Origin of the sequence: Arcicella rigui, assembly GCF_034929435.1 — a bacterium.
In the GTDB taxonomy this organism is placed as follows: domain Bacteria; phylum Bacteroidota; class Bacteroidia; order Cytophagales; family Spirosomataceae; genus Arcicella; species Arcicella rigui.
In genome coordinates, this window is record NZ_JAYFUM010000014.1 from 146,865 (window position 1) to 170,136 (window position 23,272).

Below are 23,272 nucleotides of genomic sequence, written 5' to 3' on the forward strand. Positions count from 1 at the left end.
ATTTTTTATAATCCTTCATCAATCAATGTATAAAATCCTAACCTTTACTTTAATTAGTATTTCATTTATTTTTTCAAGTGCTGCACAAGAGATAAAACCATTAAGTAAAAAACCATATAGCCGAAAAGGTGAAAAGTTCTTTTTTTGGGGATATAATCGGTCGGAGTATGCGAAATCAGACATTACTTTTAGAGGTAAAGGTTACGATTTCACGCTCCATAATGCTACGGCTAAAGATTTACCGATTCCTTTTAGTGCAGACGTTTATTTCGATATTACACGTTTATCTGTTCCACAATATAATATCCGCTATGGTTACTTTTTTAGTGACCATTGGAGTATTTCTATTGGTTCTGACCACATGAAATATGTGATGGATGATAACCAAGTACTTGAAGTTTCTGGACATATTTCAGCTCAGGTTTCAGACCCAGCCATTACCGTGAACCCTGAATATGTTGGAGATTTCAATCATACGCCAAAATTGATTCGTCCAGAAGATTTTTTGCATTATGAACATACTGACGGCTTCAATTACTTGCATTTAGAACTTGACCGTTACGACCGTTTGTGGAAAGCAAAAAATAATATTCAAGGCATTGATTGGTTAGTGGGTGTAGGTGCAGGAACAATTATTCCGAGAACAGATTCACATTTGTTTACCATTGGACGAAACAACCACTTCAATTTTGCAGGCTATGGCGTTTCATTGAAAACAGGTTTACGATTCGACCTTTCACGAAGGTTCTTTTTACAAACGGATGTAAAAGGTGGTTTCACCAGATTAAATCACGTTCATACCACTGGCAGAGACAGTGACTATGCTCAACAAAGTATTTGGTTTGGAGAATTTTATGGTGTTTTGGGCTATAAGTTTGGAAAGAATAGAATCAATAAATAAGCTATAATTCATGAGTTCTTAGTATTTTTATACAGATAAATTTAAAACAAATGAAAGGTGTAAACTATATTACGAATGACAAAGGCGTAAAAACTGCCGTCGTTATCGACATGAAAATCCATCGTGAGCGTATCGAAGACTTACTTGATGGACTTTCTGCTGAAGCTAATCGCAACGAACCTACCATTTCTTTAAGAGAAGCTATTCAACAAAGGCGAAGGAAGTAGTTATGTATCATGTAGAAATTTCCAAATCTGCTTTCAAAGCTCTTAGTAAACTACCTAATTCAATCGCAGAAAAGATTGAAAATGCCCTTCTAACTTTGGAAGAAAATCCTCGTCCACCTCAATCTAAAAAATTGGTTGGCTTTAAAGATTTATACCGTTTAAGAATCGGTAATTACAGAGCTATTTATTCAATTAATGATGAAATAATCACAATAGTTGTCTTAGATATTGGTCATAGAAAAGAAATTTATGACTAACAGCTATTGACTTAATAACACAAGAAATGAATCTTTTTAATGTATATCCTCTTTACGACATCACGCCTGTAAAAGCAAAAGGCAGCTATTTATGGGATAAAAATGGTGTTGAGTATCTCGACCTTTACGGTGGTCATGCAGTAATTTCTATCGGACATTCGCATCCGTATTATGTTCAGAAATTAACTGAACAATTACAAAACATTGGCTTTTATTCAAACTCTGTGAACATTCCGATTCAAAGCGAATTAGCAGAGAAACTAGGAAAACTTTCAGGTTGCGAAGAGTACGATTTATTCCTTTGTAATTCTGGAGCAGAAGCCAACGAAAATGCGTTGAAAGTAGCTTCTTTTTTCAATGGTCGTAAAAAAGTAATTGCTTTCTCTAAAGCATTCCACGGAAGAACAGCTGGTGCAGTGGCAGTTACAGACAATAAAGCGATTGTTGCCCCCGTAAATTACGATGAACACGTTACTTTCCTCCCATTCAACGATGCTGAAACACTTACAGCTAATGTAACCGAAGAAACCTGTGCCGTAATTATCGAAGGCATTCAAGGGGTAGGTGGAATCAATGTGGCTTCGGATGAATTCTTGAAAGCCGCTCGTGAAGCTTGTGACAAAACGGGTGCAATCTTGATTTTGGATTCTGTACAGTGCGGGTATGGTCGTTCGGGAAAATTCTTCTCTCACCAATTCTCAGGCATCAAACCCGATTTGATTACCACTGCCAAAGGAATGGGCAATGGCTTCCCGATTGGTGGCGTATTTATTGCTCCAAAATTCAAAGCAAAACATGGTATGTTAGGCACAACTTTCGGTGGTAATCACTTGGCATGTGCAGCGGCTGTGGCAGTTTTGGATGTAATTAAAGAAGAAGCTTTGATAGAAAATGCCGCTAAAATGGGCGAGTATTTATTTGAAAAACTAAGCAAATTAGAAGGTATCAAAGAATTACGTGGACGTGGCTTGATGATTGGTATCGAGTTTGAACAACCAGTAGATAAAATCAGAGATACTTTACTTTTTGAACATCATATTTTCTGTGGCTATGCTGGCAAACATACTTTACGTTTGTTACCAAGTCTTGCCATTACACAAAAAGAATGTGATACTTTCTTACAAGCTTTAGAAGAAGTGATTTCGGTAACGGCTTAAAGTGTTTTCATTCTCATAAATTTTTATACAAAAACGGCTATTGTTTCATCACAATAGCCGTTTTTGTATTTACAATTTACAGATTTTTTTCTAAGAAGTTCGTCATTAAAGTATAAAGATGTAACCTCGTATTACCTCCATAAATTCCATGGTTTTTATTCGGATAATAAAAACTTTGAAACTGTTTATTATTCCGAATCAAGGCATCTTCTAAAGCAACAGAATTTTGGAAGTGAACGTTATCATCGCCCGTTCCATGAATTAACAAAAAATTTCCTCTTAAATTTTTAGCATAAGTAACTGGCGAATTTTCGTCATATCCTTTAGGATTTTCTTGTGGAGTTCTCAAGAATCTTTCAGTATAAATGGTGTCATAAAAACGCCAATTGGTTACTGGTGCTACCGCAATGGCAGCCTTGAAATAATCTGCTCCTTGCAACAAACAGTTTGAAGACATATAGCCTCCAAAACTCCACCCTTGAATACCTATTCTTGTTTTATCTACATAAGGCAAATTTCCCCAGAACTTTGCAGCTTCAATTTGGTCTTTTACTTCAAATTTTCCCAAATTCAAATAAGTGATTTTTTTAAATGCTGCTCCTCTTCCTCCTGTACCTCGGTTATCTACACAAGTAACGATATAGCCTTTTTGAGCCAAATGCTGATACCAAAAGAAATTATAGCTATCAAACTGATTCATTACTTGCTGGCTTCCCGGACCACCATAAAGGAACATCAATACTGGATATTTCTTTTGTGGATTGAAATTAGTAGGCTTTATCATCCAAGCATTTAATTCAACATTTTCTGACGTTTTAATAATCATAAATTCTTTTGGTGCTACATCAAAAGTTTCTATGGTTTGTCTTAATGCTAAATTATCTTCTAATATTTTGATAAGTTGCCCCGTTGGAGCTTTGTACAGAGAAAATTTCAATGGACTATTCGCTGAAGAATGTTTCAGAATGTAATACTTGAAATCGCCACTGAACTGTGCCGAATTTACGCCTTTTTCTGTGGACAATAGTTTTTTATACTTACCGTCCAAAGTAATACTAAAAAGTTGACGGTCAATACTCGAAACTTCGGTAGAAGTAAAGTAAAGTATGCCACTTTTTTCGTCAATACCATAAAAATCATCTACTTCCCAATTGCCACTTGTGATTTGTCTGATAGGCTGTCCATTAATATCGTACTGATACAAATGTTTAAAACCATCTTTTTCTGATGACATTATAAACGAACGACCATCTTCAAGATAAGTCAAATCATCTCCAAATTTTTCAATATCAATATAAGTACTACTTTCTTCTACCAACACAACCTTTGAAACGCCCGTATTAATATCAGAATGAAGAATTTCTAAACGATTTTGTAAACGATTCAATCTTTCGATTGATAGAAGAAATGGATTTTTTGTCCAGTGAATACGTGGAATGTAAATATCGGCTTCATTGCCAATTTGCATCGGAGTGATGCGTCCGTCATACAAATTGTAAACAGAAATAGATACTTTTGAATTGGCTTCACCAGCTTTTGGATACTTGTAGCGGTAATCTGTCGGGTAAAGTTTTCCCCAAGTTTGCATATTATACTCTGGTACTTTGGTTTCGTCGAAAGTATAAAAGGCTATTTTTTTGCTATCTGGCGACCACTGAAAAGCTTGAGCAAATGAAAATTCCTCTTCATAAACCCAATCGCAAGCTCCATTGATGATTTGATTCCAACGACCATCGACAGTAACTTTCTTTTCCATCATCGTTAGTAAATCCACTAAATAGATATTATTCTGGCGGACAAAAGCTACTTTCGTACCATCAGGCGAGAAAGTAGCAAACATTTGCTTGCCACCATTTGACAACTGTGTGAGCTTTTTAGTGCGTAAATCATACACATAGTTCTCTTTTTTTGAACTACGACGATAAATAAGCTCTGTTTCGGTACTGATTAAGATTTTTTGTTCATCTGCCGACAAAGCGTAATCGTCGATAGTAATTTTTTTGCCAAGGTTTTCTACACTGATAATTTCGTTGAATAATACTTCTACGGCAGTGCCATCACTTACTCGATATTTGGTAATTTTCCCAGCATCTAAAGCTGTGTAAAATGCACCATCTTTCATCCAATTTATATTTTGGATTTGTTTTTGGGCAAAAGTATATTTTGACCAAATGTCTTCAAGACTTATACTTTTTTTAAACTGAGCCAGCGAAGCTTGGGTGGAAGTAATAACTAAAATGACAGCGATAAATAATTTTTTCACGGATGTATGATTTTCTGATTGAAACTTACTACGTCTTAACAATGGAAATGTTAAGAAAGGGCTTTATACATTAAGAATTGATTGTATTTCAAAGATAAAAAAAATAGCATACAAAATGCTCTTGATTTACCATGAGATAAATAAAAACAAAAAAAGGCATGACCAAAGCCATGCCTAAAATTAAAATCTTGACAAAAAGATTTATTGTTTATACACTACAAATTCATTTGTTTCAATTTTATTACTAACGTTCAAAGCTCTGTCTTTAATCGTTACAGCAAACTTCAACGTATCGTTTTTGCCCGTCATGTATGGAATTCCCTGATATAGTCCGTATTCAAAATTGACAGAGTAATCTAAAACGCCTTCAATAGGACCACTTTTTGAGCCTTCTTTTAAGTGAAATAAAACATCTCCACCAAATTTTTCTTTAGGTTTACTTTCCAAAAACTTACCATTTTTTTTCACAAACACATCAATAACGTATGTCTTGAGGCTGTCGCCATATATTTTCTTGAATACTGCTAATTCATCGGCTGTAAATCCCAAGTCACCATCTCCATCTTGAAAATTGATAGAAACCACCACTGAATCTTTCTTTGTAATATTAAGTAATCCAGGTTCTTCTTTTGTAATAACACGTACATTATTATAAGAGATAAGGGGAATATTGCTAAATTCTGGAACTCCTGTACAAGCACATACAAGACCAAGCATTCCGAAAACGTATAAAATCTTTCTCATAAAGTTTAAAAATCAGTTTACGAATATAACGATTCTTATTTGTTCCTTGTTGTTTCTTTGTTCTCTAATTTAATGATTTGATTAATTTTGCAGAACGAAAATGAATGATTTTGATGAAAAAATCCTAAACAATGACAGAAGCCACACAATTAAAAGCAAGAGTTTTAAACCTAAGTCCAGAAAATTTTGAGGCTTTAGCAATGGATATTTTCAGATTTCAAGCTCAGAACAACCCCGTTTATGCAGCTTATTTAGCTAATCTTCGTGTTGAAATACAAGCAATAAAGACTTTAAAAGAAATTCCATTTTTACCAATAGAGTTTTTCAAAACCCAAAGTATTATCACTGGCGATATTGAACCTAAAGTTATCTTTGAAAGTAGCGGAACGACCGGACAAAATACTTCAAGACATTTAGTAGCCGACCCTGATTTTTACTTACAGATTGCGGAACAAATCTTTGAAAAGTTTTATGGAAAGCTTTCGGATTTTACCATTTTGGCTTTACTTCCCTCCTATCTTGAACGCAATAATTCTTCTTTGGTTTATATGGTTCAGCATTTTATTCAACAAAGTAAATCGCCTGACTCTGGCTTTTACTTGAATAATTATCAAGAATTAGGAGCAACGATGAAACGTATTTCGGCTGAAAAACCTGATAAGAAAATCCTTTTGATAGGCGTTACTTTTGGTTTGTTAGATTTTGCCGAAGCAGGTTTGGATTTATCTTTTTTACAAGATTTCAACAACTTAATCGTGATGGAAACGGGCGGAATGAAAGGGAGAAGAAAGGAATTATTGCGAGAAGAAGTACACGAAATTTTAACGAAAGCTTTTGCTGTCGATAAAATTCATTCTGAATACGGCATGACGGAATTACTTTCGCAAGGCTACTCTTTTGGCGAAGGTATTTTTGATTTACCTGTTTCGATGAAGATTTTATTACGTGATGTAAACGACCCTTTTAATGTTGAAAATCAACACAGAGGAGGCATCAATGTCGTTGACTTAGCCAATGTTGATTCCTGTTCATTTATCGAAACGAAAGATTTGGGGTCTTTTGTCACAGGAAATCAACAATTTAGAGTATTGGGCAGATTCGACAATTCGGATATTCGTGGCTGCAATTTGATGATTATGTAACTACGGATGAGCTTCCAACCATTCTTCGCCATCTTGGTAAACTTCTCTTTTCCAGATAGGGACTACTTGTTTTAAAGTATCAATCAACCACTGGCAAGCCTCAAATGATGCTTTACGATGTGGCGTAGAAACGGCAATTACTACGGCTACATCACCGATTTCTAATACTCCTTTGCGGTGAACCATCACTACTTTTTCAATTTCCCATTTTTCACAAGCTTGGTCGGCAAGTTCTTGCATTTTCTTGATTGCCATCGAATCGTAGGTTTCAAAAATGAGTCGCACTACTTCTTTTTGTTTATTATGATTTCTGACTGTTCCGATAAATACATCCACCGCCCCAGCACGGTCAGACTGTGCGGCATCAATGCAAGCTTGAATATCAATGGCTTTGTCGGCTATTTGTATCATTTTAATTGTGAATTGTGAATGATGAATTGCGAATCATAAGTTTAAATTAAAGGAAACAACCATTTAAAATAATTTTCAAATCAGCACACCTTCAAATTTTCAAATCATTTCTCCAATTCAACAAAAGAATATTTGTATAAATGCTTTTCGTCAATATCGTGGTCGGTTCGATTTACTTCTTCCCAAAGTTCTTTGTCAATTGCTGGAAAAAAAGTGTCACCTTCAAAAGTATGATGTACTTCTGTTAAGTAAATCGTATCGGCAAAAGGTAAAGCCAAACGGTAAATTTCTGCTCCGCCAATGATAAAGGCTTCGTTTTCTTCTATTTCGTTGGCAGTTTCGATGGCTTCTTCCAATGAATGAACCGTAATACAACCTTCAATTTGAAACTCAGGATTTTTAGTAATGATAATAGAAGTACGGTTCGGTAAAGGCTTTCCGATAGATTCAAAAGTTTTGCGACCCATAATAATCGGATGCCCCGAAGTAAGTCTTTTAAACATTTTTAAATCTTCTGGCAAATGCCAAATCAACTGATTATTATGTCCGATAACGCCATTTTCCGCAACGGCAACGATGATTGATAATTTCATTTTGAGTTTGGAATTTAGAGTTTCGAGTGAGGAGTTTTTTGAGTATGGAGTTTTGAGTGCTGAATGAGGAATGAATTTTAAAGTATTGATTAAGGCATAAAAATATTATTACTCCTCATTCGCAACTCAAAATTCATCATTCAAAGGACTCCTCATTCAACACTCACAATTCATCACTCAAAAATAATCGTCTTATTTCCATGAATAAACACTCTATCTTCAAAGACTAATTTTAAGGCTTTTGCCAATACGATTTTCTCTACGTCACGTCCTGCCTGAGCCATTTCTAAAGCATTTTTAGTATGATTGACACGAGTAATATCTTGGAAAATAATTGGACCTTCGTCCAAATCATCCGTTACAAAATGTGCCGTAGCTCCAATAATTTTCACGCCTCGCTGATAAGCCTGTTTGTATGGATTTGCTCCAATAAAAGCTGGTAAAAACGAGTGATGAATATTGACTACTTTCTTACTAAACTTCTCGGTAAATTCTGGAGTAAGAATTCTCATAAATTTCGCCAATATCAAATAATCAGGCGAATAACTTTTCACTAACTCTTCTATTTTCTTTTCATGCTCTACACGAGTGATGCCTTCGGCAGGAATATAATGAAAAGGAATATTGAACTTTTCAGTAAGTGGACGCAGTACTTCGTGATTACCGATAACCGCCAAAATATTGAAAGGCAAATCTTTGAATTCGTTACGAATCAATAAATCAGACAAACAATGATGCTCTTTTGTTACCAATACCACAACGTCTTTTACTTGCTTTGTCGTAAGGTCGATGTTGGCAGTACTTGGCAGAATGCCTCTTAAACCATCTTCAATTCTTTCTGGGTCGCAGTCGCCCGAAAAAGCTACTCGCATGAAAAATAGATTATTGTCTATATCTACAAATTCGTCGGTACGTTCAATATTGAGATTGTTGAAAAAAAGTACTCCAGTAATTTTATGGACAAGTCCTTTTTCGTCAGGACAATCAATTCTTAATATATAATCAGTCATTTTTTAAAATATTAAACTCAGTTGTATCCAATCACTTTGTGATGGTTTTGCTCATTTTCACAAACTCGACACCGTCTTTTATCCAAGTATCCGAGACGATTTCAAAGCCAAATTTTTGATAAAAAGGATAAGCACTTGTTCTGGCATTGCACCAAAGATTTTTAATCTGTTTTTTTTCACATTCTTGAATCAGAAAATTAAGTAAAGCCGAACCATGTCCTTTGCCTTGGTGAATTAATTGAGTCGCAAATTTTCTGAATTGTGCATTTTCATTTTCTATAAATAAAGAAACGATTGAAAGTAATTCGTCATTTTCGAAAACTCCAAAATGTAAACCATTATTATCTTCTTCCAATTGCACATAAGCAATGGGTTTGTCGGGCCACATTACGCTGTGTCGGATTGACCAAGTATCTTCAGGACTTATCTTTTTGATTTCCACAAAAAAAATTGATTAAAATCATTTTTGAATTTTTACCTAAAAGCTAACGATGAAATAGAAGAATTAGTCAATTTCATCTTGAAACAAAATACAAAGTAAGTAGATTAATTCTTATTATTTTCAAAGGATTTAGGAGTATTTTGATAAAATGCGATTTCTAAAGTGATTTCTTTCAATGATTTGCTAATTTTTAGGCTAAAAGTTGTTTTAATCCACAAAAGCATATTTTTAAAAATTCACAATTAAAGACCTAAAATTTATGTTTTTTTCAATGCTCGACCAATCTAAATAGAATTTAGATAAACAAAACACATTCCGTATTAATTCATTGATTACCTTTGCCCCAAAATCATTCTTTAATAAAAGAAATTTGAATTAATTCAATCAATTAAAATTCAAAATTCCCAATTAGCATATTTCACAATGGAAAAAATTAAAGTTGCGAACCCTGTCGTTGAATTAGATGGCGACGAAATGACTCGAATTATCTGGAAATTCATCAAGGATAAATTGATTACTCCTTACTTAGATGTAGATATTAAATACTACGATTTAGGAATGGAATACCGTGACGAAACTAACGACCAAGTAACAATTGATGCTGCAAATGCTATCAAACAATACGGCGTTGGTATCAAATGTGCTACAATCACGCCAGACGAACAACGTGTTGAGGAGTTCGGCTTGAAACAAATGTGGAAATCGCCAAACGGAACAATCCGTAACATCTTGGATGGTACTGTTTTCCGTGAACCAATCGTTTGTTCTAACGTTCCAAGATTAGTACCAAACTGGACTGCACCAATCATGATTGGTCGTCACGCATTTGGTGACCAATACCGTGCTACTGACTTCGTTACAAAAGGAAAAGGTAAATTAACAGTTACTTTTACGCCAGAAGATGGTTCAGAAGCTCAAACTTTTGAAGTATTCAATTTCAAAAGCGACGGTGTTGCTTTAACAATGTACAACACTGACGAGTCTATCCGTGGATTTGCTCACTCATGTTTCAACATGGCTCTAAGCAAAGGATGGCCTTTATATTTATCAACTAAAAACACCATCTTGAAAAAATACGATGGTCGTTTCAAAGATATTTTTGAAGAAATCTATCAAGCAGATTACAAAGCGAAATTCGTAGAAGCAGGTATTGTTTACGAACACCGTTTGATTGATGACATGGTGGCTTCTGCTTTGAAATGGAATGGTAATTTCGTTTGGGCTTGTAAAAACTACGATGGCGACGTTCAGTCTGATACTGTTGCTCAAGGTTTCGGTTCTTTAGGTTTGATGACTTCTGTATTGGTTACTCCAGACGGAAAAACAATGGAAGCTGAAGCTGCACACGGAACGGTTACTCGTCACTACCGTGAACACCAAAAAGGAAGACCAACTTCGACTAACCCAATCGCTTCTATTTTCGCTTGGACTCGTGGTTTAGAATTCCGTGGTAAATTAGACGACAACCAAGAGTTAATCAATTTCTGCCAAACTTTAGAAAAAGTTTGTATTGAAACGGTTGAGTCTGGTAAAATGACTAAAGATTTAGCTGTTTGTATTTACGGAAACAAAGTAAATCATGGCGAACACTATTTATATACTGAAGAGTTCTTAGCTGCATTAGATGAAAATCTTAAAGCTGCTTTGTCGAAATAATTTTCGTTCAGTAATAAAACAAAAAAGAAGCTGGCTCTTAGAGTTCAGCTTCTTTTTTGTTTATAGGCAAATTGTAGCTTTAGAAGAAAATCCCAAAGCTAACTACTCCTTTCACGTAGCTATTATCAATTTTAGCAGAAGGATAAAGCTCTCTATTATTTAAAACATAAGGACTATAAGCTTGTGAAGTTGTAGCATAAAGCCCCGTTACATCAATATAAAAATCATTCGTTCTGAAACCGACACCCGATGAGTACGCAAGCGTTGAACGATTAATGGTAGATGAACCTTGGTCAAAATTAAACGAATAAGGGTCTGGTTGATAATTTACTCCTGCTCTTAAACTTATCGCATTAATTCTGTACTCCCCTCCTACTTTAATATTGAAAACATTTTTGAGGGTTTGTCTTACTCGCCCAGTATAATAATCTAAATCAGCAGCTAAATACTGGTCGTTTGCGGTAGTACTTAGTTTCATACCTGTATAAGCCAAGTATTCAACATCTGCCGAAAGGAATCCTTTTTTGGCAAAGAAAACCGCCATACCAATATTTGCCTTGAAAGGAGTTCTTAATTGATAATTATCACTAAAAGCATTGCTATTCAACAAAGGAACGCCTGATAAAAACCTTTCGCCATTTCTCTCTACAATTCCGTAGCCTGCATTTTTCATACGATTAATAATATTAACCGTTCCAGCATCAGTAGCATTGGGCAACACAATACCTGCATTGGCTTTACCGATGTTATCAGTATTTACATTGGCTTGAAGATTCGAGCTGATGGTTTCGTCAATATCATACCAAGTTGGCGTAGAAATCGACGCACCAAAACGAATCATATCATTTGGCTTGATAATAGCTCCGAAAGTCAGGTTGATACCACTACCACTGGTTGTATAGAATTTAGACTGTGTAAGTCCATTAAAAGCGGTATTGTTGATGTATTTTTCACTGTACTGCGAGCGAGTCTCGTATCTGAAACTTGGAATCCCAAGCGAGAAACCAATAAATGTTTTTTCGTTGGGTGTACCGCCCCAAGCAATTGACCATTGGCTCGAACGCCCAGTAGATTCAAAAGTATATTTTTGGTCAGAAACTAAAGAACCCTCTGTGGCAAGAAAAGAAAGATTGTTTTGAGAGTCCACTACTGGCGTAACTAAGAATGACCAGTAATACAAGTGACGAGTCAAGTCAAAATTAGGAGCTTGGCTTGCGGCATTAGCAAAATCATTTTGTCCGAGATTGTAATCACCAACTTCACGGTTTACTTGTTCTGCAAAAGCGTCTGCAATTGAACTTACATTATTTCGTCCACCAAATTGAATATTATTATAATATGAATTTTGGCGTGAGTAATTGATAGACCACGAACCACGCCATTCTTCTTTGTACTGTGGTTGTGTTCCACCGAAAACGACACCAATATTGGCAATATTAAAGTTGCCGACATTAGAGTTCATGTTTGTTCCTAAGTACGATGAAGAATTACTGGTGTTTTGAAACGATGGCGTAAAATTAAATTCTGAACGAGTATAAAAACCAAGTCCTGCTGGATTACCTGCCGCCGAGCTAATATCTGCTCCTAAAGCTGCGTGGTTTCCTCCGAGTGCTTGAAAACGAGCCGAACCAGACGGTGCAGTTTGTCCAAAAAGTTTTGCTAAAGCATCAAAATTATTGTCCTGAGCTTTGGCAGAAAATAAGCTTAATACAGAAAATGTGGCAATTAGACGAAGGGAGATTTTCATATCTAATAAAATTAAGAATGTTATTGCAATCAGGAGAAACACAAATTTAATAGCTGTTTCAAACTACAACCTTATGACAGCTATGTTTTCTTATTCCCTCATATCACGATTGCAATCTTTTCAAGAAAACGTTAATAAGCCCCACAAAGGTATCTCTGTGAGGCTTATCTAAATAAATAATAAAAATATTTTAAGTCTTAACGTGGACCACGTGAGCCACCAGAACTGCTTCCGCCGCCTCCGCCGCTGCCACTACTTGAACCACCCGAAGAACCTCCCCATGATGAAGTACTGGTACGGTTGCTACTGTTTGAAGAAGAATTATTATTCGACCAGTTCCAAGAACTGTTATTGCTTCTGTTGGTATTTGTCGTTGAGTTATAAGACGACGAAGAGTTGTTATTACTATAACCACTCGCTCTTTGTGGACGAGAATAATAAGTATTGTTCGAGCTTGAATTTCCGTTTGAGTAATAATCAGAACTGCTTCTTGCTCCTCTTTGTCCGTTGTTATAACTATTTCTATTATCGAAGCTTCCGTTATAAGCCGATTGCGAGTAAGGCTCACGAGTACGTTTTACTGGTGCTGAATAACCTCCATTGTTTGAATAATTACTGTTTGCACCTGTTACTATCGAGCCATAGTTATTGTAAATATAAGTATTGCCTCTACCGTAATAAGAATTGTAATTATACACCCAAGGGTCATAGTAATAAGGATTATAAGCATAGGCATTATATCCCCAAGGACTATACCCAAAAGAATTCCAACCAAATGAACTCCAGCCTAAACCAAAGCTTGAACCATAAGCCCAACGACTTGAACCCCAACCCCATGGGTCGTTCCAATAAGGAGTTGCGAGTGAGTTATAACCATAAGGACTCCAATAGCCATAACCTAAGCCAAATGAAATACTTGGGTTATTGTACCAGTTATAAAGTCCGTAGTTATTGTTATAATACGAACTATTATTATTGTAATAATTTGAATTCGATTGATTTTGGTAGTAAGTCCGAGAGTTCAACCAATTTTTTGAATAATATTCATCTGTTCCCTGATTAGTATTATTATTGGTTCTATATTCCGGATTACGAGCATATTCCTCCTCATTTTCAGCAGCATACAAGCTTTCACGAGTGACTAAATTCGCTGGGCGAGTTTGGCTTGCTGAGGCGTAGAGGTCATCATAAACACCAGCAGAGGACGAATTGGCTACTTGTTTTGAGGAGCTACATCCCCAAACGGTACTCATCAACGCAAAGGCTGAAAGGAGTTTGATGGATTTTAGAATGTTCATGGCTTTGTCATTTAAGATTCTTGTGAATGTTTTAGGTAGATGTTTTTGGTTTAAGTATAAAAAAACGACCCAGAAACTAAAAACCAGAAACAATGAACTTAATTTTGTGTCAAACTTACAACAAAAACTTATCTTTGCAAGAAGTTATATTCATCATTAACAAAATTATTTCTTGGAAAGTTTCAATTTAAGGAATTGATAATGAGATTGTAAACCTATAAACTTGCCGTTTTTATGAAGACAATCTTTTAGGAACTTCCCCCTATCTTCCAATACAAATAATCACTTAAAGTTTTCAATTTTCAATTACCCAATATACTAATGAGCAAAAGCCTACCAAAACGTAGCGAAAATTATTCTGAGTGGTACAACGAACTCGTGAAAAGGGCTGATTTAGCCGAAAACTCTGCCGTGCGTGGTTGCATGGTTATTAAACCTTATGGCTATTCAATCTGGGAAAAAATGCAACGTGCTTTAGACGATATGTTTAAAGAAACAGGGCATACCAATGCTTATTTCCCTTTATTCGTTCCAAAAAGTTTATTTGAAGCTGAAGAGAAAAACGCCGAAGGATTTGCTAAAGAATGTGCCGTTGTTACGCACTATCGCCTCAAAAATAATCCAGAAAAACCGGGCAAATTAATGGTTGACCCTGAAGCTAAATTAGAAGAAGAATTAATCGTTCGCCCGACGAGTGAAGCTATTATCTGGAGTACTTATAAAAACTGGATTCAGTCTTATCGTGACTTACCTTTACTCATCAATCAATGGGCAAACGTAGTGCGTTGGGAAATGCGTACTCGTTTGTTTTTACGTACCGCTGAATTTCTTTGGCAAGAAGGACACACAGCTCATGCTACTCGTGAAGAAGCCATCGCTGAAACAGAACAAATGTTGCACGTTTACGCCACCTTCGCAGAAGAGTTTATGGCTGTACCCGTAATCCGTGGAAAGAAAACTGCTAACGAGCGTTTTGCTGGTGCAGAAGATACTTATTGTATCGAAGCCATGATGCAAGACGGTAAAGCTTTACAAGCTGGTACTTCACACTTTTTGGGTCAAAATTTTGCAAAAGCATTTGATGTAAAATTCATGACCAAAGAAAACAAACAAGATTTTGTTTGGGGAACTTCATGGGGCGTTTCTACTCGTTTGATGGGTGCATTAATCATGGCCCATTCTGATGACGAAGGTTTGATTCTTCCTCCGAAATTAGCTCCTATTCAAGTAGTAATTGTGCCTATTTTCAAAGGACAAGAACAATTGGAACTCATTTCAAATACCATTCTGCCAATCGTTAAAGAATTAAAGAAAAGAGGTATTTCTGTGAAATTTGACAACTCAGATAAACAGTCGCCTGGTTTTAAATTTGCAGAGTATGAATTGAAAGGTGTTCCTGTTCGTTTAGCCATCGGAGCAAGAGATTTAGGCAATGGAACAGTAGAAGTAGCCAGAAGAGATACAAAGGAGAAAAAAACGTATCCTATTGAAGGCATCGTTGATACAATTAGTACTTTGCTCGACGACATCCAAGTAAATATTTATCAAAGAGCTTTCAATTTCAGAACAGAAAATACTTATAAAGTTGATACTTGGGAAGAGTTCACAAAAATCTTGGAAGAAACACCGGGCTTCATCGCAGCACACTGGGATGGTACTTCGGAAACAGAAGAGAAAATAAAAGAACTAACCAAAGCTACCATTCGCTGTATTCCTTTGGATGCCGTGGAAGAAGAAGGAAAATGTATTCTTACAGGTCAGCCATCAAGTAAGCGAGTAATTTTTGCTAAGTCTTATTAAGATTCGATTTACTCCAAAATAGCGACAGCCTCAATTTTCATCGAGGCTGTCTTTTTTTAGGCGGATTGTAGGTAATGACGTTAAAGGAATCTATTCAAAAAAATGCTTTCCAAGAATAAAACAATTAAACAAAACTTTGTCACCCCCTACTAAAGATGGTTAAGTTTTCAGTAACTGTACTATTCAATAATTTTAAACTGTATCAAAAGCTTAAAGAGTGGTATGTTAGTGAGCATTGAAGAATATAAACTATATGGCTATTTCAGACTGATGTACGAATTAACAAAGGATAATATTTTGATGGTACAAATTTGGCAAATAGATTCTGCAAATTTCTAAAAAAACCCCTAATATTAGTAGTATTTTAGAAAAAAGAACTAAAAACATTACATATATTACTGATTTTTAATATTTTTTCATGCTTTTATCAATTTTTTGGAGGGCGTGCATTGAAACAAAATTTTCAACGTTGGGAGTATTATTTGTTATTGGACTTGGCGAGGTCTTCAATAAATTCGATGGGAGTCATTCCTGTGTGGTTGCGGAATACTCGATAAAAGTTACTTTTGGTAGAAAAACCTGCTTCCTGATAAAGCTGTTCAATAGTGTATTTCTTTAAGATTCCATCTTTCAGTAATTGTATTGCATAATTGATTCTCCATTCATTTTTATAGTCGGAAAATTTTTTTTCTAAACAAGAATTAAAAAAATAACTAAGATGATGAATGGGTATGTTTAAAGCTTCTGACAATTTATTTAAAGTAAAGGAATCATCAAGATAAGGTTTTTGCTCTTCAAAATATGTGCTAATAAGTTTTTTAATTTCCATCAATCTGGCTTCTTCAAGTTTAAAGACAGATTTATTATTTTCTTCTTTCTCGTTCACAACCGCTTCTTCTACCGATTCAACTGATACTTCTTCTTTTACGATTTCTTCTTCAAACTCAATTCCGTATAAAATCTTAGGAAATAAGAAGGCTGCAATCAATAAGCAGAAATATAAAAAATTAGCCAAATTCAGCGGAAATATCAAATAACTACTTCCATAAGGAAAATTTGGCGTATTGATTTTAAGAATGATAGAAATGAATGACAAAACTAAAGTCAAGGTAAAGCTCAAAGATGAAAATATCCATAGCCAATTGTAAGTAGCTCTGAATTTAACTTTATCCAAAGGATTTGCCTGAAAGTACTTGTAAAGCATTTGCATTTCAAGCAATGAAAGTACTGTTCCGAAAATTGGTCTGAAAATAAAATGAAATTCAGGTTTTGAGTAATAAGTAATAGGATGAACAAAGATATTATTGAAGTCTTGAATGATTAACTCTGCCAACGAAACTTTATAACTAAAGGGAGTAATCAAATAAGGAATTACGTCTATGAAGTATAAAATACAGGGCAATAAAAGTAAAAAATCCGATTTGGAAAAGGTGACTTTTTTACTGAGCATCGACCTTACATACCAATAAGAAAGAGGACGAACCAAATAAACTAATGGAGCGACAAATCCAAAAAGAGCAGCAACGATATACTTGTCGCCACGACGAAATACATTGAAATGTAGCAAAGCATACACTCCTGAGATTAGGAAAAAGAGAGATAAAAATAAATTGGATTTATTTTTCTTTTTTAAGTAAGGATATGTGATAATAGCGACAATTATGCCGATAAAGCTCAGAACTCTTCCTAATTCATTATTTAGATATTTAATAAAATACATACATAATTGCCACCTTGTTTGATAAGTAAATAGATGCGTTTAGAGCATTCGCTATCAAAGGCGAGTGCTAATATATCTAAAAACCATAGACTGTACAAGATAATCTTTTTAGTTTTGTTGATAATTCTTTAAGTACTTAGTCTAATATAAATTGAACGATTAACAGCTAATTAAGTTTAACTTTATAGCTTTGTTTTATAATAACATTATATTCAGATTTTATGATTATCAACTGTAAAGGAAAACTTATAGACTTATCAAACCCAAAAATAATGGGTATTTTGAATATTACACCTGACTCTTTTTTTGACCGAAGTCGCTATGATGATGTTTCTAAAGTACTTGTTCAAGTAGAAAAAATGCTATCGTCTGGGGCAACTTTTTTAGATATTGGTGGACACTCCACACGCCCAGGAGCAATGCCTGTGAGCGAAGATGAAGAAACACGAAGAGTACTGCCAGTGGTTGAAGCCATCATCCAACGTTTTCCAGAAGCTTTAATTTCAATTGATACTTTTAGAGCAAAAGTAGCCACAGATTGTATCGCTGCGGGTGCGGTAATGATTAATGATGTTTCGGGAGGAATTTTAGATGATTCCATGTTCGATACTGTGACAAAACTAAATGTACCTTATGTACTTATGCACAGCCGTGGTACTCCAGAAACGATGCAACAAATGACTCATTACGACAACTTGGTAGTAGATGTACTGGATGATTTACAAACTAAAGTTGCAACATTAAGACAGTTGGGAGTAAAAGACATTATCATAGATTTGGGATTCGGCTTTGCAAAAACGGCTGACCAAAACTATGTCCTTTTGAATCATTTAAGAGATTTTGAAGTAATTAATTGTCCGATGTTGGTAGGAGTATCTCGAAAATCTATGATTTGGCGAAAATTAAATATTTCTGCCAACGAAGCTCTAAACGGTACTACTGTACTAAATACAGTCGCTTTGATGAAAGGAGCTAATATCTTGAGGGTTCACGATGTTCATGAAGCGATGGAAACAGTTAAGCTATTAAGTTTTCTTGCATAAATAATGAGAGAGTTTAGGCTCTCTCATTATTAAGCACTTACTAATAACTGAGCCAAAAGGTAATCGGCAATTAAAACTGCAATACAACTATTGGTAACCGCCGCAGTACTTGCACGACCTACTTCTAATGCACCTCCGCTGGTAAAGTAGCCTTTGAATGCAGAGATAGACACAATAAGAATCGCAAACACAACAGACTTAATCAAAGCAAAAGGAACATTAAAAGCATTAAATTCATATTGAATCCCCTGTATGTACTCTTGTGGTGAAATTGCTCCTGTTAGCCAACCAGCCAAATATCCACCATAAATAGATAAAAAGGCAGCTAAAGTTACTAACATTGGGAATACTACAATAGAAGCTACTACTTTAGGTAAAACCAAATATGATGTTGAATTGATACCCATTACTTCTAAAGCATCTATTTGCTCGGTAATTCGCATCGTTCCTAACTCACCAGCGATATTTGAGCCTACTTTACCAGCCAAAACAACCCCTGTAATGGTAGGAGCAAATTCTAAAATGGTGGAATCTCGAACGATAAAACTGATGATATAATGAGGTACAAAAGGGTTGTTGAGATTGGCGGCTGTTTGTACACAAGTAACTGCTCCGAGAAAAAATGATACAATTGAAACAATTAATAACGAACCAATGCCTATCTGAACGGCTTCTTCAAAACTGAGCTTGACATAAACTCTAAACTTTTCTCTGTTTGAAAAAAGCTTTGCCAAGAAAATAAGATATTTACCTAATATTGACATCATGATGATAGGGTTTAGTAATAGTGTTGAATTGAAAACGACTCTTTACTATCACAAATGAATAGTATCAAAATACATTAAAACAAATTATAGATAATTAACAAAGATAATGAACAAAACGATAGTAGTAACAGGCGGAACAAAAGGTATTGGCAGAGCCATCGTTGATAAATTTGCAAAAGAAGGTTTTACCGTAATTACTTGTGCCAGAAAAAATGAAGAAGTACTTCCAGAAAATGTAATTTTCTTCAAAGCAGATTTGTCGAAAAAAGAAGAAGTATTAGCCTTTGCTGATTTTGTAAAAAACACAGTTGACAAAGTAGATGTACTCGTAAATAATACAGGTTTCTTTTTGCCCGGACAAATTCATAATGAAGAGGAAGGTACTTTGGAAGCCATGATTGAAACCAATTTATATTCTGCATATCATCTAACAAGAGCTTTAGTCGGTGATATGATTGACCGCCGTGCAGGTTATATTTTCAATATTTGTTCTACGGCAAGTATCACAGCCTATACAAATGGTGGCTCGTATTGCATTTCAAAATTTGCTCTTTTGGGAATGAGTAAAGTACTGAGAGAAGAATTAAAACCTTTTGCAATTCGTGTTACCAGTATTCTTCCGGGGGCAACTTTTACCAATTCTTGGGCAGGCGTTGAATTACCTACCGAAAGATTTATGGCATCTGATGACATTGCAGAAGTAATCTGGACGGCCTATTGCTTGCCAACGACAACTGTTTTAGAAGAGATAGTAATGCGTCCACAATTAGGAGATATATAATTAAGTACTGTACGAAAGTTTTAATACAATTGCTGATTTCAGAATTTTGATTAAATGAATTATTTGTTCAAAAACTAAAATCAGCAATTTTCGTACAGTACTTATTTCTTAATCTAAATTATTGTGCTGGCGTCATTTTGATTGTAGCCTCAATATCGGATATGCCCAAGTCGGGAAAAGAGGCTTTACTTGTAAAATCAAAATTCTTTTCAGTAAGCTGAATGACTGTTAATGTTCCAGATGTGAATCCTCCAAAACTAATATTTGAAAGCTCGATAGTTCCTTCGCTATTAGTAAATTTCCAAGAACCGCTACTTGACGAATTACCATTGTTATCAATAGCACTGGCTGTTCCGTCGGCTTTGAAAGTAAGTCTTACTTTAGACAAATCGTAACCATTGTTTGCGAGGTCTCGTGAATACACTACGGCTAAACCGCCTGAAGCTGAAGCCGATTGTACTTGCCAAGTAGTACTTGTTAGTATTTGTGTTTTAGTTTTTACTGCGGCAACTTCGTCTTCTTTGCAAGAAATAATGGAGAATAATAAAAAAAATGAAAGTAAGGTTGTTTTTAAGTAACTCATTTTAGCTTTGATTTTGTGAATATATTTTAGATAACGAAAAAACAAACAAAAGATTTCAAACACAAAATAAATATGATTAATCTAATTTTTTCACAAAATGGTGGCTACTAATTTGGAAGCCTTTATTCAGATATAAACGATGAGCAGTGTGGCGTGTTGGCCCCGAATCAAGCGTTACACAATCGTAATTATTAGCTTTTGCCAACTCAATTACATAATCTAACAAAGTTGTTCCGTGGCCTTTTCCTCTTGCTTTATCTGAGGTTGTTAGGTCATCAATATAAAATTGTTTTCCGTTGTAAAGCATTTGTAAATATCTAAAACCAACGGCTGAAACTACTTCTCCTTCCTCCTCAATATAGGCTAATTGATAGCCTTCATTCAACATTTCCATCACGGTTTTTACAAATACTTCTTCTGTTAAATGCGGACGAAGTAAGCTGAACACATACCAGCATTTTTGTACTTCTGCTTCGGTTTTAGCAATTTTTACGGTCATTTATTGAGTGAGTTAGTGAATTGTGAGTTAGTGATTGAGTGAATTATGAGATTTGAATTCAATCCATTTTTAATAAGATTTTCCAATCTTCAAATTTCCTAATAAACAAGTCCTCACATTTTTCAAATTTTCAAATCTTCAAATTAAAATCATTCTCCTTGAAAATCCTCAGAAATCAATTTTCTTAATTGTTGATGCGGACGAAGATTTGGGCGTTTTGAAAACACAGCTTTGTCTCCCGAAGATGCCTTTGCTTTACTTGCCAAAGTAGCGGTGTCGAAGTAATTTTCTCTGACAAATTGGTTTACTTCGTCATCACTGATTACTTCTCTAACCATTGTCCCTTTTTCAAAACCATCGTTGAAAGCCCCAATTCTTGCATCTGTTTCAGCCAAACGTGTTTTTTCTTCAATATCTCTGATTTCTTCCATCAATCCTTTTCGTTGAAATTCTAAGGATTCGAAAGTAGGAAGCAAGGCTAAATCGTTTTCATAAATGTTTTTATGGATAATTTGCTCTGCCAAATCTTTCTCAACGTCTTGTAAATCAGCCCTTAATTGATTTTTTTCTTTCTTGAGTTTTTTCAAACGTGGGTCAATTTGTAGCCAACGCATCCAATAGCATTGTAATACTGGAAAGGAAATTCCCAAACAAATCGCACCAGCTAAAGCAAATAAAATTCCTGTTAAAACAAAGGATGTCAAAGCCCAAGGACTATTTACTAAATTGGCATTGAGTAAATCATAGGTTTTAAGCTTTTCATCAATTTGTCTTGTAATATTGGCAGGAAGTGGTGCCGTAGGATTCAGTGGGTCAAAAGCTTGGTTTTGTAATTGTTTGATAGATTTATTTACATTCTCCTTCATTTTATCGGTTTTGTAGGCTTCGTACCTGAACCAACCAAGTATAAACAAAGTAGCAACTGCAAACACAACCGTAATACCTTTGAACCAAACATAAACTTTTTTAGATTGCTGCGAAACAGCCTCAGAATACGGCGTTTCTATCAATCTTTCATAAGCAGGTTTTAATAAAATTGACAACATCGCCAAACCAATCGCAAAAGCCCAAGCTTCTGAATCGTTGCGAATATTCAAGGCATAGGCAACAATTTCGTGGGAAATAATTAAATCTCCTGCCACAAAAGAAATACCTGCCAAGAAGTAAATAATTCCTGCAAAAAGCGAATACTTATGAGCAACCGCCTTGCGTCGTTCCATCAAAACGTCTGTTTGCTCTTTGTTTTCTGCTAATTGTAAATCAATTTTTTCTTTGTTTTTACTGGCTAAACTGATTTTCAACAATCTATCTTGTAAAGCATCAAAAGCTTGTTTGAAACGACTTTTCACCTCAGCAATCTGTTCATCAACGGCTGAAAGTTCATTTTTCTTTTCAGACAATTGACGATTTGCCCACTCAAAACTTACTTGTGACGACAAGTAACCTTCATAACTGTTTTTATCAACAGCCTCTAAACCACCATGATAACCATGTTGAAAATCGTACTTATCGGTATGGCTCTGTTCTTTATTTTCGTTGTTCATTGTAGTAAGTATTGGCTTTTAGCAACTAACTATTTTTAAGTCATGATAAATACATTCATTCCATCTTTTTGATAGGTATGAAGTCTATCAAATATTTTAGAGAATTTACTTTTATTTTCAACATGGAATTGATATTCATATTCTTTCCCTTCCAATGTAATGATTGTAATTTTGTTATATAGATTGGTACTATTTAAACCTCGCCCACGACTTGGAGTATAATCCCAAATATCAACAATTATTTTTTTTGTATTAATGATAGAATAATTAATTCCCTCAGCTTTGATATAATCTTCTTCAAATATAATTACTCCTTTTTGTAGGTAACTTCTGATATCGTTGGTGTCAAGCATGCTACTTATTAGTAAGACTAAAAATAGACTGCTAATAGCAATGGTTATTAATATTACAGAAAAAGCATAATTGTCTAATAACCATGAAAGTATAAATAAGAGCAATGTTAACGTTATCAAAATATATTGATAATTTCTATTACGCTTATACTTTTCTGTAAAACCACCAATTATTATACATGAAAATTCATTCATTTAATAAAATAGCTTTTGTAGACACTATCCCATATTTTGTGTAAGTTGTTTTTTGAATTTCAATTGTTTTTGATTCTTTGGTCAAAAATAAGGTAAAATTGGTTGATAATAATTCCCCAGTTCTGGATTGGTTTTGTCC

23 protein-coding genes are annotated in these 23,272 nt (G+C 34.9%); 9 read left to right on the forward strand and 14 right to left on the reverse strand.

The genetic code is table 11. From position 1 onward, the window contains the following. Positions 1-25: 25 nt before the first annotated feature. Genes VB248_RS12970 through VB248_RS12985 form a run of 4 tightly spaced genes read left to right on the forward strand, consistent with a single transcriptional unit; the run spans position 26 to position 2,542 of the window. Complete coding sequence (locus VB248_RS12970; protein WP_323297212.1) at positions 26-901, forward strand: hypothetical protein; 876 nt, start codon at positions 26-28, stop codon at positions 899-901. Positions 902-951: 50 nt separating this feature from the next. After that, on the forward strand, positions 952-1,128 hold the full coding sequence (locus tag VB248_RS12975; protein WP_323297213.1) for a hypothetical protein: 177 nt from the start codon (positions 952-954) through the stop codon (positions 1,126-1,128). Between the two features lie 2 nt (positions 1,129-1,130). Next, positions 1,131-1,385, forward strand: coding sequence for a type II toxin-antitoxin system RelE family toxin (locus VB248_RS12980; protein WP_323297214.1), 255 nt, complete (start codon positions 1,131-1,133; stop codon positions 1,383-1,385). A 26-nt stretch (positions 1,386-1,411) separates the two neighbouring features. Continuing rightward, a complete protein-coding gene (locus VB248_RS12985; RefSeq protein WP_323297215.1) occupies positions 1,412-2,542 on the forward strand; it encodes an aspartate aminotransferase family protein in 1,131 nt (376 codons plus the stop codon). A 76-nt stretch (positions 2,543-2,618) separates the two neighbouring features. On the opposite strand, the gene VB248_RS12990 is transcribed toward VB248_RS12985, so the two are convergent. Together VB248_RS12990 and VB248_RS12995 are read right to left on the reverse strand one after the other, a co-directional pair. Further along, positions 2,619-4,805, reverse strand: a complete 2,187-nt coding sequence (locus tag VB248_RS12990; RefSeq protein ID WP_323297216.1) for a S9 family peptidase — start codon at positions 4,803-4,805, stop codon at positions 2,619-2,621. Between the two features lie 201 nt (positions 4,806-5,006). After that, a complete protein-coding gene (locus VB248_RS12995; protein WP_323297217.1) occupies positions 5,007-5,549 on the reverse strand; it encodes a hypothetical protein in 543 nt (180 codons plus the stop codon). Positions 5,550-5,680: 131 nt separating this feature from the next. On the opposite strand from VB248_RS12995, the gene VB248_RS13000 reads away from it, so the two are divergent. Next, positions 5,681-6,691, forward strand: a complete 1,011-nt coding sequence (locus tag VB248_RS13000; protein ID WP_323297218.1) for an acyl transferase — start codon at positions 5,681-5,683, stop codon at positions 6,689-6,691. Here the strand turns inward: VB248_RS13000 and VB248_RS13005 are convergent, their stop codons facing one another. From VB248_RS13005 to VB248_RS13020, 4 genes are all read right to left on the reverse strand, one after another. After that, positions 6,692-7,102 (reverse strand): molybdenum cofactor biosynthesis protein MoaE, encoded by a 411-nt coding sequence (locus tag VB248_RS13005; RefSeq protein WP_323297219.1) that lies wholly within the window; start codon positions 7,100-7,102, stop codon positions 6,692-6,694. Between the two features lie 104 nt (positions 7,103-7,206). After that, complete coding sequence (locus VB248_RS13010) at positions 7,207-7,695, reverse strand: dihydrofolate reductase (RefSeq protein ID WP_323297220.1); 489 nt, start codon at positions 7,693-7,695, stop codon at positions 7,207-7,209. A 173-nt stretch (positions 7,696-7,868) separates the two neighbouring features. Beyond that, positions 7,869-8,705 carry a formyltetrahydrofolate deformylase gene (purU, locus tag VB248_RS13015; protein WP_323297221.1) on the reverse strand — a complete coding sequence of 279 codons (837 nt, stop codon included), beginning with the start codon at positions 8,703-8,705 and terminating at the stop codon, positions 7,869-7,871. A 31-nt stretch (positions 8,706-8,736) separates the two neighbouring features. Next, positions 8,737-9,147: a GNAT family N-acetyltransferase gene (locus VB248_RS13020; RefSeq protein WP_323297222.1), complete on the reverse strand. Its 411-nt coding sequence runs from the start codon at positions 9,145-9,147 to the stop codon at positions 8,737-8,739. A gap of 423 nt (positions 9,148-9,570) precedes the next feature. Here VB248_RS13020 and VB248_RS13025 point away from each other — a divergent pair, with 423 nt between their 5' ends. Beyond that, a complete protein-coding gene (locus VB248_RS13025) occupies positions 9,571-10,803 on the forward strand; it encodes an isocitrate dehydrogenase (NADP(+)) (protein WP_323297223.1) in 1,233 nt (410 codons plus the stop codon). A gap of 79 nt (positions 10,804-10,882) precedes the next feature. On the opposite strand, the gene VB248_RS13030 is transcribed toward VB248_RS13025, so the two are convergent. Together VB248_RS13030 and VB248_RS13035 are read right to left on the reverse strand one after the other, a co-directional pair. Further along, entirely contained in the window at positions 10,883-12,550 is a 1,668-nt protein-coding gene (locus VB248_RS13030) for a hypothetical protein (protein ID WP_323297224.1), read from the reverse strand. Positions 12,551-12,747: 197 nt separating this feature from the next. Continuing rightward, positions 12,748-13,848 (reverse strand): hypothetical protein, encoded by a 1,101-nt coding sequence (locus tag VB248_RS13035; RefSeq protein ID WP_323297225.1) that lies wholly within the window; start codon positions 13,846-13,848, stop codon positions 12,748-12,750. A 321-nt stretch (positions 13,849-14,169) separates the two neighbouring features. On the opposite strand from VB248_RS13035, the gene proS reads away from it, so the two are divergent. Next, positions 14,170-15,648 (forward strand): proline--tRNA ligase, encoded by a 1,479-nt coding sequence (gene proS / locus VB248_RS13040; protein ID WP_323297226.1) that lies wholly within the window; start codon positions 14,170-14,172, stop codon positions 15,646-15,648. Positions 15,649-16,126: 478 nt separating this feature from the next. On the opposite strand, the gene VB248_RS13045 is transcribed toward proS, so the two are convergent. Next, positions 16,127-17,368: a helix-turn-helix domain-containing protein gene (locus tag VB248_RS13045; RefSeq protein ID WP_323297227.1), complete on the reverse strand. Its 1,242-nt coding sequence runs from the start codon at positions 17,366-17,368 to the stop codon at positions 16,127-16,129. Positions 17,369-17,589: 221 nt separating this feature from the next. On the opposite strand from VB248_RS13045, the gene folP reads away from it, so the two are divergent. Next, the gene (gene folP / locus VB248_RS13050) at positions 17,590-18,411 is read left to right on the forward strand and encodes a dihydropteroate synthase (protein ID WP_323297228.1); all 822 of its coding nucleotides are present in this window, start codon (positions 17,590-17,592) and stop codon (positions 18,409-18,411) included. 29 nt (positions 18,412-18,440) lie between these two features. On the opposite strand, the gene VB248_RS13055 is transcribed toward folP, so the two are convergent. Beyond that, entirely contained in the window at positions 18,441-19,175 is a 735-nt protein-coding gene (locus VB248_RS13055; protein ID WP_323297236.1) for an MlaE family ABC transporter permease, read from the reverse strand. A 109-nt stretch (positions 19,176-19,284) separates the two neighbouring features. Here VB248_RS13055 and VB248_RS13060 point away from each other — a divergent pair, with 109 nt between their 5' ends. After that, positions 19,285-19,959: an SDR family oxidoreductase gene (locus VB248_RS13060; protein ID WP_323297229.1), complete on the forward strand. Its 675-nt coding sequence runs from the start codon at positions 19,285-19,287 to the stop codon at positions 19,957-19,959. A 118-nt stretch (positions 19,960-20,077) separates the two neighbouring features. On the opposite strand, the gene VB248_RS13065 is transcribed toward VB248_RS13060, so the two are convergent. From VB248_RS13065 to VB248_RS13080, 4 genes are all read right to left on the reverse strand, one after another. Further along, the gene (locus tag VB248_RS13065) at positions 20,078-20,542 is read right to left on the reverse strand and encodes a hypothetical protein (RefSeq protein WP_323297230.1); all 465 of its coding nucleotides are present in this window, start codon (positions 20,540-20,542) and stop codon (positions 20,078-20,080) included. Between the two features lie 76 nt (positions 20,543-20,618). Next, positions 20,619-21,041, reverse strand: a complete 423-nt coding sequence (locus VB248_RS13070) for a GNAT family N-acetyltransferase (protein ID WP_323297231.1) — start codon at positions 21,039-21,041, stop codon at positions 20,619-20,621. 149 nt (positions 21,042-21,190) lie between these two features. Then, positions 21,191-22,585: a hypothetical protein gene (locus VB248_RS13075; protein ID WP_323297232.1), complete on the reverse strand. Its 1,395-nt coding sequence runs from the start codon at positions 22,583-22,585 to the stop codon at positions 21,191-21,193. A gap of 35 nt (positions 22,586-22,620) precedes the next feature. Beyond that, positions 22,621-23,133 carry a hypothetical protein gene (locus VB248_RS13080; RefSeq protein WP_323297233.1) on the reverse strand — a complete coding sequence of 171 codons (513 nt, stop codon included), beginning with the start codon at positions 23,131-23,133 and terminating at the stop codon, positions 22,621-22,623. Between the last annotated feature and the right edge of the window lie 139 nt (positions 23,134-23,272).

Bases quoted from the DNA above. Each gene is read 5' to 3' on its own strand.
- VB248_RS12970 (WP_323297212.1), top strand. From the start codon at position 26: ATGTATAAAATCCTAACCTTTACTTTAATTAGTATTTCATTTATTTTT.
- VB248_RS12975 (WP_323297213.1), top strand. From the start codon at position 952: ATGAAAGGTGTAAACTATATTACGAATGACAAAGGCGTAAAAACTGCC.
- VB248_RS12980 (WP_323297214.1), top strand. From the start codon at position 1,131: ATGTATCATGTAGAAATTTCCAAATCTGCTTTCAAAGCTCTTAGTAAA.
- VB248_RS12985 (WP_323297215.1), top strand. From the start codon at position 1,412: ATGAATCTTTTTAATGTATATCCTCTTTACGACATCACGCCTGTAAAA.
- VB248_RS12995 (WP_323297217.1), bottom strand. From the start codon at position 5,549: ATGAGAAAGATTTTATACGTTTTCGGAATGCTTGGTCTTGTATGTGCT.
- VB248_RS13000 (WP_323297218.1), top strand. From the start codon at position 5,681: ATGACAGAAGCCACACAATTAAAAGCAAGAGTTTTAAACCTAAGTCCA.
- VB248_RS13005 (WP_323297219.1), bottom strand. From the start codon at position 7,102: ATGATACAAATAGCCGACAAAGCCATTGATATTCAAGCTTGCATTGAT.
- VB248_RS13010 (WP_323297220.1), bottom strand. From the start codon at position 7,695: ATGAAATTATCAATCATCGTTGCCGTTGCGGAAAATGGCGTTATCGGA.
- purU (WP_323297221.1), bottom strand. From the start codon at position 8,705: ATGACTGATTATATATTAAGAATTGATTGTCCTGACGAAAAAGGACTT.
- VB248_RS13025 (WP_323297223.1), top strand. From the start codon at position 9,571: ATGGAAAAAATTAAAGTTGCGAACCCTGTCGTTGAATTAGATGGCGAC.
- VB248_RS13030 (WP_323297224.1), bottom strand. From the start codon at position 12,550: ATGAAAATCTCCCTTCGTCTAATTGCCACATTTTCTGTATTAAGCTTA.
- VB248_RS13035 (WP_323297225.1), bottom strand. From the start codon at position 13,848: ATGAACATTCTAAAATCCATCAAACTCCTTTCAGCCTTTGCGTTGATG.
- proS (WP_323297226.1), top strand. From the start codon at position 14,170: ATGAGCAAAAGCCTACCAAAACGTAGCGAAAATTATTCTGAGTGGTAC.
- VB248_RS13045 (WP_323297227.1), bottom strand. From the start codon at position 17,368: ATGTATTTTATTAAATATCTAAATAATGAATTAGGAAGAGTTCTGAGC.
- folP (WP_323297228.1), top strand. From the start codon at position 17,590: ATGATTATCAACTGTAAAGGAAAACTTATAGACTTATCAAACCCAAAA.
- VB248_RS13055 (WP_323297236.1), bottom strand. From the start codon at position 19,175: ATGTCAATATTAGGTAAATATCTTATTTTCTTGGCAAAGCTTTTTTCA.
- VB248_RS13060 (WP_323297229.1), top strand. From the start codon at position 19,285: ATGAACAAAACGATAGTAGTAACAGGCGGAACAAAAGGTATTGGCAGA.
- VB248_RS13065 (WP_323297230.1), bottom strand. From the start codon at position 20,542: ATGAGTTACTTAAAAACAACCTTACTTTCATTTTTTTTATTATTCTCC.
- VB248_RS13070 (WP_323297231.1), bottom strand. From the start codon at position 21,041: ATGACCGTAAAAATTGCTAAAACCGAAGCAGAAGTACAAAAATGCTGG.
- VB248_RS13075 (WP_323297232.1), bottom strand. From the start codon at position 22,585: ATGAACAACGAAAATAAAGAACAGAGCCATACCGATAAGTACGATTTT.
- VB248_RS13080 (WP_323297233.1), bottom strand. From the start codon at position 23,133: ATGAATGAATTTTCATGTATAATAATTGGTGGTTTTACAGAAAAGTAT.